The following is a 12,565-nucleotide window of genomic DNA, read 5'->3' as shown; positions in this document are numbered from 1 at the left end:
CTTTCGAGTGCGTTTTTTCTATCTATCTTTTTGTGTAGCAGCTAAATCCAATTGTGCTAACCAATCTAATTTCTGCTTAATTTTGATTTCCATTCCTCGTTCATTAGGGAAGTAAAGACGAGTACCTTTCAATGGCTCTGGAAAGTAATTTTCTCCAGCAGCGTAAGCATTTGGCTCATCGTGAGCATAACGATAATTTTTACCAACGCCCAAGTTTTTCATTAATTGTGTTGGTGCATTACGCAAATGAATCGGCACATCAAAATCTGGATACTCTGTGGCGAGTTGTTTTGCCTGTTTAAATGCTAAATAAACTGCATTACTCTTTGGCGCAGCGGCAAGATAAACAATTGCTTGAGCAATTGCACGTTCGCCTTCTGCTGCACCCACTCTGGTATAACAATCCCACGCATTTAAAGCGACATCCATTGCTCTAGTATCAGCATTACCAATATCTTCTGAAGCAATGGCTAATAAGCGTCGTGCAACATATAAAGGATCACCGCCTGCGGTAATAATACGTGCATACCAATAAAGTGCAGCGTCTGGTGAAGATCCGCGTACCGATTTATGCAGTGCAGAAATCAAATCATAATAACGATCGCCTTGTTTATCGAAACGAGCTTGGCGTTCACCTAAAATGTCCACCATTAATTTTTGCGTTAATTGTTTGCCTTGCGGGGTATCATCAGCCATATCTACCATCATTTCTAGGCAATTTAAGGCTAAACGAGCATCACCATTCACATACTCTGCTAACGTTGTTAATAGCCCTTCTTCCAGTTGTAGTTTGCTATTGCCATATCCTTGTTTAGGATCAGAAATAGCTCGTTGTAATACCTCAACAATTTCTTCAACTGACAAGGATTTCAATAGATAAACGCGAGCACGTGACAACAATGCACTATTTAATTCAAAGGAAGGATTTTCAGTAGTAGCACCAATAAAAATAATGGTGCCATCTTCAATGTAAGGTAAAAACGCATCTTGCTGCGATTTATTAAAACGATGTACTTCATCAACAAACAGCAATGTTTGCTGACCGGCAAATTGATTCTGTTTAGCACGATCAATTGCTTCACGAATATCCTTCACACCACTAGTAACAGCGGAAAGATATTCCACTTTGGCATTTAGACGATGTGCAATAATTTGCGCTAGAGTAGTTTTACCGGTTCCGGGCGGTCCCCAAAAAATCATTGAGTGAGCGTGACCCGCTTCAATTGCCTTACGTAACGGTTTACCTTTGCCTAATAGATGTGTTTGCCCAAAATAGTTATCCAGCGTTGTAGGACGCATTCTAGATGCTAAAGGGCGGAACTCATCATCGGCAAAATTAAGATCGAGATTATCCATATAACCCACTATTTTTTACGTTGATCGTCTAATTCAGCCCCTTTTGGTAAGGTGAATTTAAATAACGAGTTAGGTAATTCAGCAGTGTTGATATTACGTAGAATATATAAGTTAGCTTGTCCATCTTTCTCAATGGTACTGAAGCTGTTTAGTAAGCCATCAGCATTAATTCTGATAGTAAATTGCTTAATATTACTTTTGCTGTTGCGTGGTGTTAAGGTAAAAACATCGTCTTTTTGTTGCACTTGATAATGTGCCCAATGGCTTTGATCATTACTGGTAAGCAATACAAAAGGCGTATTATTCACAGCTTCGCTTACCCAATTAGCTGTTGCTTGTTCGACAAAGGGATCATAGAACCATAATGTTTTGCCATCAGAAATCATCTCGCTCTCTTGTGGAGCAGTGATCTTCATCTTAAACAAATTAGGATGTTTGATCTGCAATGTGCCTTCACCTTGTTGCACTACTTTTCCATTAGCATCAGAAACACGTTGCTGGAAACTACTACTAAGCGAACTGATATGATTTAAACGTTGTTGTAATTCAGCTTTAGCATCAGCCATCGCATTGCTGGTAAAAAGCAAACCAGCACTCATCAATAACATCAGTAATTTTTTCATACAATCTCCTTTTAATAATTATTTCTTGGGGCGAGGATTTCACGTTTACCGTTAGTTGGTGTAGAAAGAATTCCTTGTTGTTCCATTTGATCTAAAATTCTTGCTGCACGTGGGAAACCTAAACCTAAACGACGTTGTAAGAATGACGCAGAAGTATTACCGCTACTTAAGACAACGTCCACCGCTTCATCAAATTTTTCATCTAAATCGCCGCTGCTGTCATTGTTATTGGTATCGTCATTTTCCTCATTGTTTTCTACGATTTCCGCTAAATAATTTGGTTTTCCTCTAGCGCGCCAATCGCTGGCAACACGTACCACTTCATCATCAGTCATATACGCTCCATGTACCCGAATGAGATCACCTTGTCCAGAATAGAGCATATCGCCTTTACCTAATAACGCTTCTGCACCAGATTGATCGAGAATTGTCCGCGAATCAATTTTACTAGCAACAGTAAAGGCAATTCGGCTTGGAATATTCGCTTTAATTAAACCAGTGATAACATCTACGGAAGGGCGTTGTGTAGCCAAAATCAAATGAATACCGATAGCACGAGCTTTTTGTGCTAGACGTGCAATTAACTCTTCAACTTGTTTACCAACGATCATCATCAAATCAGCAAATTCATCGACAACTACCACAATATACGGCAATTTTTCTAATGCTGGCGGCATTGCATCCATCGTATCGCCCGGACGCCAAATTGGATTTGGAATCGGTAATTGCATTGCTGTCGCTTGGTCAATTTTGCTATTAAAACCTTCAATATTTCGTACATGCAATGCAGTTAATAACTGATAACGACGTTCCATTTCATCAACACACCAACGTAATGCATTTGCCGCCTTATTCATATCAGTAACTACGTTAGTGAGAAGATGCGGGATATCGTTATACATTGAAAGTTCAACCTGTTTCGGATCGATCATAATAAATTTCACTTCATCAGGTTTAACCTTAAATAACAAACTCAAAATCATGGCATTAACGCCGACCGATTTACCTGAACCAGTAGAACCAGCAACTAATAAATGTGGCATTTTTGCCAAATCAACAACGACAGTTTTACCGCTAATATCTTTCCCTAACGCCATGGAGAGTGGTGATTTCGCTTGGCGGAATTCATTACTGCTTAACACCTCACGCAATAACACACTATGACGACGATCGTTTGGTGTTTCAATACCAATATAAGGTTTGCCCGGAATAACTTCCGCAATACGAATAGAGCGGAACATTAAGGCACGAGCCAAATCGGTATCAATACTGGTCACTTTGGAGGCTTTTGTTCCTGGCTGTAATTCAATTTCATAACGAGTTACAACAGGGCCAATGGTAACATTACGCACTGTCGCTTTAACGCCAAAATTACGCAGCTGCTGTTCAATACGACGTGAAGTTTCTTGAATTTCTGCTTCGGTAATATCAGTGGTCATTGGTTTGCCTTCATTTAATAAATCCAGGCTAGGCAATGGCGTAGTCGGTTTTACGGCAGCAATAGGATCAGGTTGTAACAGCGGATGTACCAATGTATTCGGATAAGGTTTATAGTTTGGCGTTGTATTTTGAGCTAAATGATCCTCTTCCGCTGGTTTTGTTAATAGCGTATCTAAGGCACCTTCTTGATTTAATGCTTTAGCGCGGCTCACCATCTCTTGCTCTTTTTGTTGTTGCATTGCCAAAAATTCTTGGCGCAAGCGATCGAAATCTTCATGCTCTTCTTCGTCATCATCCGTATTTTGTACAACAGTACTATTGCTTGCTGCTGGTGCTAAATTTACACTTGGCATTGCAGTGGTTAATGATTGCTGCCACGTATCTTGTTGATTAAGTGTAGTAGTTTCTTCGGTAACAGCTGTAACGTTACTGTTAGTTGATAAAGATACTGTTGGTAAGTCAGCGATCTCATTGGTATCAAATACAGGGAACTCAAATTTATCTTCTGCTTTTTCTGTATTGTCGTTCAATGTTGTATCGTCATCATTGTTAGTTGATGAAGTTAATTCAGTAGTAGCAGTATCAGTTGCCAAATGATCATCAGTCGTGGTGTTTTGTTCTGCTGTTGCAGGTGTTAAACCAAAGATTGTTGGATTAACAAATTGATCTTGTTGCAAATGTGCGAAAGTATTGCTGTTTTGTTCCGCTTGTTCTTGCCCTTTATGTAAATGTTTTGGTAATGGCAATTCAATTTGCTCATAATCTGCCAACGATTTTTCGGTTGCTTCAGCTTTATCCTCTTCTGTTGTTTTAGGTTCGTCATTCGCCATTAACCAATGGTAAAAACGTGGGAAAACTTTGATAAAAGAAGTGCCAGCAGACAAAATAAAACCGCCGACCATAGCAACCAACGCAATTAATGATAACAACCAAATGCCGATTAAAGGCAATGTGTAATGGGTAATCATGGCACCAATTACGCCGCCAGCGAGGTGATAAGGACTATTAGGTAAATACAGTGAAGCAAAAGTCGTCAGACTACTTAAAAACAGTAAAAATCCAAAGGTACGCACTAAAAACGTACCACATTTAAATTCAGTAATAGGGTGATAACGTAATAGATAGAGAGGAATTAAAAATACCAAAAAAGGAATTAAATTGCCCACTGAACCAAATAAGGCAAACAGAATATCAATTAACCAAGCGCCAACAACACCCGCTTTATTCATCACCACAGTTTGGTTACTGGCGATGGTCCAAGCGTTATCCACTGGGTGATAAGAGGTCCAAGCGACCAATAAATACAGACCAAAACAAGCTAACAGGAATAACCCTAAATTAAATAAATAGAGGTTTGAACTAAGGTACTCTTTCTTTATTTCAACTTGTTTGAATTGCGATAAATTGAGGTTATTGAGTTTGATATTCTTAATTTTATTAATCATTGTTTTTGTGTATTTTTCTGCAATTTTTAGACACCAATTTGAGCTGCTATGATAGCAACTCAAGCTGGGTTAGACAAATAGAGTATCGGTAGATAAATTAGAGATTTTCAATGATATGGCGTAATTCTTCACTAGGTAAAATTTTTGTCACCGCATTAGTGATTAAATGTTTTGAGATTTCTCTTGCTTGTTCAGCTTCCCGCCGACGAATAGCTTCTAATAAATTACCATGTACCGTAACCGCAGTAATAGATTCGCTCAATTCTTGCTCTAAAGTGCGGTTATATGAAATAGACATTGCCGTAGATAACATTGCATCAAGAGAGGAAAGAAACGGATTTTTACAAGAATTCACGATCGCACTGTGAAAAATCTTATCACCTTCGATAAATAGCTCTCGGCGATTTTCTTTAACACTTTGTTGCATTAATTGATAACCGTATTCGATTTGCATTAAATCTTGTGCAGTCGAAGAAAGTGCAGCAATTGCACAAATATTCGGTTCGAAAATTAAACGCGTGATTAATAGATGCTGCAATAAAGTTGGACTAATGTGTTCTTGTGAAAAAAAGGTCAAAATATCCTGATCTAACCAATTCCATTGTTCTATTTTATTAATCACACTACCACGTTTTGGCACGATAGAAATAACGCCTTTGTTAGCAATAGTTTGTAATGCTGCACGAATAGAAGTGCGCGAAACATTAAATTCATTAGCGAGTTCCATCTCTCCCGGTAATAGATCCCCTTCAGCAAATTGTCCGTTAAAGATCTTAATGATGATATTGCGCATGATGACATCCGATTTCAGCATGATTTTTCCTATGAGTATTAATAAATATTACGTAACTTTATTATACCTCCTTGCGTATGAAAAAAAGAGTCTAAAGGAAAAATTTTATTGATCAAAAATGAGATCTCAATCACAGACAATTGATTATTTTTTGTTTATTATTCTTGTCATACAAGATTATCATTTTGTGGTGAATTATGATTGTTATTGATTGGGGAACAACAAATTTTAGAGCTTACTATCTACCTAATGATAGTGAGATAAAATTGTTAAAAAACAATGATAAAGGAATGAAATTTATTCCTAATGGAATGTTTGAGCAAGAGATATTGCAATTATTTGAACAACATAAATTCTTGTATGACTTAAAAGATAATGTTGTTTGTATGGCAGGTATGGTTGGTGCTAAAAATGGCTGGTATGAAGTACCTTATTTAAAAGCACCAATTAGTTTAGAGAAGTTAGTTTCTGGATTACATACATTTAATTTATCTTGGCAAGTCCCTGCATTTATTGTTCCGGGAATGTCGATTACAAACAAATTTGGTTTATTTGATGTAATGCGTGGAGAAGAGACGCAATTACTCGGATTATGCACATTAACGTCTGAAGAAAATTTATCAGTTATTTTACCGGGGACTCATAGTAAACACGCGACAGTGCAAGGGCGGCAATTAACTGATTTTTATACGATGATGACGGGTGAACTCTTTGCTTTATTAAATCAATACAGCATTTTAACGCAAGGTATGCCTGAAAATTATGAAGATGATGCAGGTTTCCTAAAAGGAGTAGAAGTAGGTTTTTCAGTACCATTATCAAACGCTTTATTTTCTACTCGAACTCAATGCCTCAATCAACAGCTTGCGCCGGAATCAGTTAGAAGCTACCTCTCAGGAATTATTATTGGTAACGAAATCAGCTATCTCTCTGCAGAACAAACACATTACGTTATCGGTAGTAAGGGTATTGCTGCTCGTTATATTAAGGCGTTAGCACATCTCAATTATCAACATAAAGCGGTAGATGGTGAAACCTGTTTTTTACAAGGTATCAAGTTTATTGCACAGAAATATCTAGAGGGAAAATAAAATGAATATGGCAGCGATTACTGAAAAGTGTCCTCTAATTGCAATTCTTAGAGGCATTAAAACAGAAGAAGCAGAACAGTATGTCAGTAAATTAATCGAATTAGGTTATTACTTTATTGAAGTACCGTTAAATAGCCCGAATGCTTTGGATACGATTCGTTTATTACAACAAAAGTTTGGTGATCGTTGTTGTATCGGCGCTGGAACGGTGACAGATGTCGAACTATTAAAACAGGTATTAGAAACAGGCGCTAAACTGATTGTTACCCCAAATGTTAATCCAGAGGTGATCAAATTAGCTAAGGAAAATGGCTGTATTATCTTCGTTGGTATTATGACGCCATCAGAAGCATTTCTTGCAATCAATTCAGGAGCGAAATTGCTCAAAATTTTCCCAGCAGAAATTGTTGGCCCAGTTGGCTTTAAAGCGATTAAAAGCGTGTTGCCAAAGGATGTTTCTTGTTTCCCAGTTGGCGGAGTGAAAGCTGATACTGCTCAAATGCAAAGTTATATCTCTTTAGGAGCAAAAGGTTTTGGCTTAGGCAGCGCATTATATTCTGCCGGAATTTCTTTTGATCAATTTACGCAAAATGCCACTAACTTCCAATTAGCGTGGCAAGAAGTTCAAAAATAATTTGGAGTTTTTACTATGAAAATTATTGGCTATGAAACTTATATTGTGCCACCACGTTGGGGCTTTTTAAAAATTGTTACTGATGAAGGAATTGTTGGCTGGGGCGAGCCTTGTTTAGAAGGGCGTACTCATACCGTTCACGCCTGTGTGGCGGAATTAATGGAATATCTGATTGGCAAAGATCCTCACGATATCGAAGATCACTGGAATGTGCTTTATCGTTCTTCTTTCTATCGTGGCGGCCCAATTATGATGAGTGCATTGGCGGGAATTGACCAAGCATTATGGGATATCAAAGGTAAAGCATTAAATACACCGGTATATCAATTATTAGGTGGTAAATGTCGTGATCGCGTCAGAATGTATTCGTGGATTGGCGGTGACAGACCGGACGATGTGGCTCGTATGGCGAAAGAACGCCAAGAGTTAGGGTTTACCGCCATTAAGATGAACGGTACCGAAGAACTCAACTTTATTGATGATTACTCAAAAGTGGATGCAGTGTTAGCGCGTGTTCAAGCTATTCGCGATGCAGTAGGTAAAGACTTTGGTATTGGTATCGATTTCCATGGTCGTGTGCATAAAGCCATGGCGAAAATTCTATTAAAAGAATTAGCTGTATTTAACCCAATGTTTGTTGAAGAACCGGTTTTAGCAGAACACTTTGATGCGATTCATGAAATCGCTCGCTATGGTGCTATTCCAATTGCGACAGGCGAAAGAATGTTCTCAAGATGGGAATTCAAACATCTATTACAACGTGGTGGGGTTGATATTTTACAACCAGATGTTTCTCATTGCGGTGGTATTTCTGAATTAAGAAAAATTGCCACAATGGCAGAAGCGTATGATGTTGCGCTTGCACCACACTGTCCGCTTGGACCAATTGCATTAGCGTCTTCATTACATATTGATACTGTTTGTTTGAATGCCGTCATTCAAGAACAAAGTATCGGTATTCATTACAACCAAGAAAACGATGTTTTAGATTACATGACGAATAAGGAGGTCTTTGAATTTAAAGCAGGTTATTGCGATGTATTAAAAGGTGCTGGATTAGGTATTGAAATCAACGAAGCCTTTATGCAAGAGCAAAATAATAAAGGTGCACGTTGGCGCAATCCAATTTGGCGAAATAAAGATGGTTCTTTTGCCGAATGGTAAGAAAACAACAAATTTTCCGTTACTTTTAAAGAGGAATATTAAAATGAAATTATTGAAAAGTGTTTTAGCTTGTTCTTTAGTGGCGTTTTCTGCAAGCGTATTTGCTGCTGATTATGACTGGAAATTCCAATCATCAGATCAACCAGGAGATGATGCATTTAAATATCAAGAACAATGGGCAAAAGATGTTGAAAAATTGTCCAATGGACGTATTCATATTAGCGTGTTAGGTGCTGGTTCAGTAGTTGAACACAACCAAACCTTAGATTCTATCGGTATGAATATTATACAAGGTGATTTTACTGACCCATCTTATTTCTCCGGTAAAGATCCTGCATTTGCACTATACGGAAACTTAATTGGTGCTTGGAGTAATCCAAAAGATCTCATCGATTTTATGTATAACGGTGGTGGTTTTGATGTTGCTAATGAATTATTGAACAAATATGGTGTGCAATTATTAGCAGTGAGTACAGTAGGCGGTGAATCGCTTGTTTCTAAGAAACCAATTCATAATATTAAAGAGTTACATGGCGTGAAAGTGCGTGCACCAGAAGGATTGGTACAAGCACTATTTAAAGGCTTAGGCGCAGCGCCAGTAAACTTACCGGGTTCAGAAGTTTATACCTCACTTGAAAAAGGCGTAATTGATGCGTCTGACTACTCCATTTTCGCTCGCAACCAGGCAAATGGTATGAATGATATTGCGAAATATCCAATCTATCCAGGTTGGCACTCAATGCCGGTGAACCAAGTTACCTTAAATAAGAAAATTTATGACAGCTTACCGCAAGATCTAAAAGATGTATTAGCGAAAGCAAGTAAACAATATGCGGAAGGTTTCTTGGGTATGCACCAAAAACTTGATGAAGAAGCAATTAAGAGTAAGAAAGCCGACATTACTATTGTTTCTTGGTCACCAGAAGAAGTAGCAAAAGTGCGTGAAGTGGCAACAAAAATGTGGCCAGAATGGGCGAAAAAATCACCTATGTCAGAAAAATATTACAACGTAGTAATGAAATATTTAAAAGACAAAGGCATGGTTAAATAAGAGTCGAGTCATTATAGCCAAGTTATGACAATAGCTTGGCTATTTCATTATCAATAGGGGAGAGAAGATGGAAAATTTAAAAGAAAACCCATCAGAAGAAAAACTCACGAAGGTTGATAAAATCATTGAAACAATTGGGCATAAACTTTCTTGGGGATATTTGTTGATTGTGGTGATTTCATTTTATGAAATTATTGCAAGATACGTATTTAACTCACCAACAGATTGGGTTCATGAAACCAGTATTGCGTTAGCTGGCTTCTTAATGGTTTATGCTGGGTTATTCTCTTATGGGCGCAATAAACACATCAGAGTACCAATTTTATTAGATCGCGTTTCTGCAAAGTGGCGCAATCGTTTAGAAATTTTTAGTGGCATTATCACCCTATTATTTTTAGGGCTATTAGCCTATTCAAGTTATTTTGTTGCTTATAGTGCAGCATTTTCTCCTAATGGCGAACTTACCCTAGAGCGCTCTGGTTCAGCATGGAATCCACCAATTCCGGGCTTATTAAAAGTATCGATTTTTGTCTTATTTGTGTTGTTCTTTATCCAAGTAGTATGGAAATTAAAACAACGCTTAACAGATAGTAACAAGTAAGGAGAGTAATATGTTTGGTCTCAGCGGTTTAGGTATAGATCTTGTTACGTTAATTTTATTCTTAGTAATGTGCTTTTTGTTGGTAACCGGTGTACCACTCGCGTTTCTAACAGGTTTAATTGCTACATTATTGGCGGTCGGTTGGTTTTCTCCTGATGTATTACCAATGGTAGTAAATCGTGTTTACGGTTTTATGACAAGTTACTCTTTATTAGCGGTGCCGATGTTTGTACTGATGGCGTCACTATTAGATAAAACAGGTATCGCCAAAGACCTCTATAATGCAATGTGGCTTACCACGAGAAAATTTAGAACTGGGGTAGCGTTACAAACAGTTTTGATTGGTGTTTTCTTAGCGACTATGTCCGGTATTATTGGTGGTGAAACCGTATTACTGGGGTTATTAGCACTACCGCAAATGCTTCGTCTAGGTTATGACAAAAAATTAGCGATTGGTACAGTAGTGTCATCTGGTGCATTAGATACGATGGTGCCGCCAAGTATTGTATTAATTATCTATGGTTTAGTGGCTTCTGTTTCGATTGGTGATCTCTTCACAGCAAGTTTTATTCCGGCATTTTTGTTAGCCTTTATGTATATTTTATACATTGTTATTCGTGGACGCTTAAATCCAAGCTTATTACCGGCAATTCCAGAAGAAGAGCGTAATGCACCAATCTCAAAAGAAGAGAGAAGAAAAGCCCGTATTGATATTGCTTTACCAGCGATGATCGCATTAATCGTGTTAGGAAGTATTTATGGCGGTATTGCTTCAGTAACTGAAGCGGCGGCTGTTGGTGTAATTGCCGTAATGGCAGTGTCGATTTACCGTAAAGAGCTTAATTTCAAAGTAATGAAAGAGGCCTCTTATACCACAATGCAAACCTGCGGCATGATTATGTGGATCGGTATTGGTGCTTATATCTTAGTAGGAATTTACAACTTAGTTGGCGGTAATAAATTCGTTGAATCTATGCTAGTCAGCTCAGGATTACCACCAATCGGTATTATCTTAATTATGATGTTAATTCTATTGGTGCTTGGTTTGTTCCTAGATTGGATTGGTATTGCGATGTTAACGATGCCAATTTTCGTACCAATCGTACAAAATTTAGGTTATGACCCAATTTGGTTTGGGGTGTTATTCTGCGTCAATATGCAAGTTTCTTTCTTATCACCACCATTTGGTCCAGCCGCATTCTATTTACATAGTGTTGCGCCAAAAGGAATTGAATTAGTGGATATTTTTAAATCAGTATTACCATTTATCGGCATTCAGATTATTTTGTTAGCATTGCTGCTTACTTTCCCTGAAATTGTGTTGTTTACTGTTAAATAATCGGCTAAGAGCTATCGAGAGATAGCTCTTTTTCTTAGTGTTGCAAATAATATTTACCGATCTATACTGGCTATCTCATCAATTTACTTAAATAGCAAAAATGCTTACTCCGCAAATATTATTCCATTATCTACAAGATCGCTATCAAACCAAACCGGAAACCCTTTTTGCTAAACACCCTGATTATGCTGTTTTTCGCCATTATCGTAGTCGTAAATGGTTTGCGTTGTTTATGCCAGTGCCAGCGAAAAAATTAGGATTGGCAAGTAATGAAGTGTTAAATATTTTGAACCTAAAGTTAGAACCGCAGTTTATTGACGTGCTTAGGCAACAAAAAGGTTATTATCCTGCCTATCATATGAATAAAGAGCATTGGATTAGTATTGATTTAGCTATGGTTAGCAGTTTAGAAGAGTTAATACCATTAATTGAGGACAGTTACCATTTAACTAAAGGGTAATGTAGCTAATAATTAAATATTAGAAGTAAATTAGAATTTGATTTTCTATTTTGATATTTATTCAATACCGAAATACCGCTTTAGTTGTACTTTTTTGTAAAAATATTGCGCTTTTCTTTAATATTAATTAAATTTTTTGTCCTTAATTGTGTTGTTGATCACATAATTGCAAAAATTCCTCTTTTTAAATTAAAAAAAGCTAACAAATTAGTTATAAATAGGTATAACCTAACTGTAGGTTACCTTTTTTAATCAGTTCTTGTTTGAGTAAAATAGCGGTATTGTTTTGATTTAAGTGATTGAATATTAAAGGAAAACTTATTTGTTGTTTAATGTTGTTTACGTTTTTGTAAATTTGAATTAGTTTGCCGATGTCTTATTTGTGTTGTGTTTATATGAATAAAGGGTCAGGGATGAGTGAAGTGACTATGGATATCAGTAGTTAATTAAATTTACTGTTCACTCTATCTTTAAGGAGATACCTTTATGAAAATAACTCTATCACCACCATTAATTTTGTTACAGAGTAAGTTGACAGCATCTTCATTAACAATTGATAATTTATCAG

The 12,565-nt window shown here is 37.2% G+C and carries 11 protein-coding genes; 7 read left to right on the top strand and 4 right to left on the bottom strand.

What is annotated here, in order from left to right; genetic code table 11:
- Positions 1–18: 18 nt before the first annotated feature.
- The 4 genes from QS62_RS10650 to QS62_RS10635 all read right to left on the bottom strand — a co-directional run bounded on the left by QS62_RS10650 (position 19) and on the right by QS62_RS10635 (position 5,678).
- Complete coding sequence (locus QS62_RS10650; RefSeq protein ID WP_066110046.1) at positions 19–1,356, bottom strand: replication-associated recombination protein A; 1,338 nt, start codon at positions 1,354–1,356, stop codon at positions 19–21.
- An 8-nt stretch (positions 1,357–1,364) separates the two neighbouring features.
- Positions 1,365–1,979 carry an outer membrane lipoprotein periplasmic chaperone LolA gene (lolA, locus tag QS62_RS10645; protein WP_066110004.1) on the bottom strand — a complete coding sequence of 205 codons (615 nt, stop codon included), beginning with the start codon at positions 1,977–1,979 and terminating at the stop codon, positions 1,365–1,367.
- An 11-nt stretch (positions 1,980–1,990) separates the two neighbouring features.
- Positions 1,991–4,864 (bottom strand): DNA translocase FtsK 4TM domain-containing protein, encoded by a 2,874-nt coding sequence (locus QS62_RS10640; protein WP_066110001.1) that lies wholly within the window; start codon positions 4,862–4,864, stop codon positions 1,991–1,993.
- 97 nt (positions 4,865–4,961) lie between these two features.
- Positions 4,962–5,678 carry a FadR/GntR family transcriptional regulator gene (locus QS62_RS10635; RefSeq protein WP_066109998.1) on the bottom strand — a complete coding sequence of 239 codons (717 nt, stop codon included), beginning with the start codon at positions 5,676–5,678 and terminating at the stop codon, positions 4,962–4,964.
- Positions 5,679–5,854: 176 nt separating this feature from the next.
- Here QS62_RS10635 and QS62_RS10630 point away from each other — a divergent pair, with 176 nt between their 5' ends.
- The 7 genes from QS62_RS10630 to QS62_RS10600 all read left to right on the top strand — a co-directional run bounded on the left by QS62_RS10630 (position 5,855) and on the right by QS62_RS10600 (position 11,997).
- Complete coding sequence (locus tag QS62_RS10630) at positions 5,855–6,748, top strand: 2-dehydro-3-deoxygalactonokinase (RefSeq protein ID WP_066109995.1); 894 nt, start codon at positions 5,855–5,857, stop codon at positions 6,746–6,748.
- 1 nt (position 6,749) lies between these two features.
- Entirely contained in the window at positions 6,750–7,382 is a 633-nt protein-coding gene (locus QS62_RS10625; protein WP_066109992.1) for a 2-dehydro-3-deoxy-6-phosphogalactonate aldolase, read from the top strand.
- 15 nt (positions 7,383–7,397) lie between these two features.
- Positions 7,398–8,546 carry a galactonate dehydratase gene (gene dgoD / locus QS62_RS10620; RefSeq protein ID WP_066109989.1) on the top strand — a complete coding sequence of 383 codons (1,149 nt, stop codon included), beginning with the start codon at positions 7,398–7,400 and terminating at the stop codon, positions 8,544–8,546.
- 43 nt (positions 8,547–8,589) lie between these two features.
- On the top strand, positions 8,590–9,597 hold the full coding sequence (locus tag QS62_RS10615; RefSeq protein WP_066109986.1) for a TRAP transporter substrate-binding protein: 1,008 nt from the start codon (positions 8,590–8,592) through the stop codon (positions 9,595–9,597).
- Positions 9,598–9,664: 67 nt separating this feature from the next.
- Positions 9,665–10,198, top strand: a complete 534-nt coding sequence (locus QS62_RS10610; RefSeq protein ID WP_066109983.1) for a TRAP transporter small permease subunit — start codon at positions 9,665–9,667, stop codon at positions 10,196–10,198.
- A 10-nt stretch (positions 10,199–10,208) separates the two neighbouring features.
- Entirely contained in the window at positions 10,209–11,537 is a 1,329-nt protein-coding gene (locus QS62_RS10605) for a TRAP transporter large permease (RefSeq protein ID WP_066109980.1), read from the top strand.
- Between the two features lie 100 nt (positions 11,538–11,637).
- Positions 11,638–11,997, top strand: a complete 360-nt coding sequence (locus tag QS62_RS10600; RefSeq protein ID WP_066109978.1) for an MmcQ/YjbR family DNA-binding protein — start codon at positions 11,638–11,640, stop codon at positions 11,995–11,997.
- The last annotated feature ends 568 nt before the right edge of the window (positions 11,998–12,565 follow it).

The sequence above is a fragment of the Gallibacterium salpingitidis genome (assembly GCF_001678495.1).
Lineage (GTDB): Bacteria > Pseudomonadota > Gammaproteobacteria > Enterobacterales > Pasteurellaceae > Gallibacterium > Gallibacterium salpingitidis.
Note: the sequence above shows the minus strand (reverse complement) of the source record. Positions and strands in the feature narration are given on the sequence as shown.

What these genes read in the sequence shown, in the direction of transcription:
- QS62_RS10650 (WP_066110046.1), bottom strand. Translation starts at nt 1,356, where the DNA reads ATGGATAATCTCGATCTTAATTTTGCCGATGATGAGTTCCGCCCTTTA.
- lolA (WP_066110004.1), bottom strand. Translation starts at nt 1,979, where the DNA reads ATGAAAAAATTACTGATGTTATTGATGAGTGCTGGTTTGCTTTTTACC.
- QS62_RS10640 (WP_066110001.1), bottom strand. Translation starts at nt 4,864, where the DNA reads ATGATTAATAAAATTAAGAATATCAAACTCAATAACCTCAATTTATCG.
- QS62_RS10635 (WP_066109998.1), bottom strand. Translation starts at nt 5,678, where the DNA reads ATGCTGAAATCGGATGTCATCATGCGCAATATCATCATTAAGATCTTT.
- QS62_RS10630 (WP_066109995.1), top strand. Translation starts at nt 5,855, where the DNA reads ATGATTGTTATTGATTGGGGAACAACAAATTTTAGAGCTTACTATCTA.
- QS62_RS10625 (WP_066109992.1), top strand. Translation starts at nt 6,750, where the DNA reads ATGAATATGGCAGCGATTACTGAAAAGTGTCCTCTAATTGCAATTCTT.
- dgoD (WP_066109989.1), top strand. Translation starts at nt 7,398, where the DNA reads ATGAAAATTATTGGCTATGAAACTTATATTGTGCCACCACGTTGGGGC.
- QS62_RS10615 (WP_066109986.1), top strand. Translation starts at nt 8,590, where the DNA reads ATGAAATTATTGAAAAGTGTTTTAGCTTGTTCTTTAGTGGCGTTTTCT.
- QS62_RS10610 (WP_066109983.1), top strand. Translation starts at nt 9,665, where the DNA reads ATGGAAAATTTAAAAGAAAACCCATCAGAAGAAAAACTCACGAAGGTT.
- QS62_RS10605 (WP_066109980.1), top strand. Translation starts at nt 10,209, where the DNA reads ATGTTTGGTCTCAGCGGTTTAGGTATAGATCTTGTTACGTTAATTTTA.
- QS62_RS10600 (WP_066109978.1), top strand. Translation starts at nt 11,638, where the DNA reads ATGCTTACTCCGCAAATATTATTCCATTATCTACAAGATCGCTATCAA.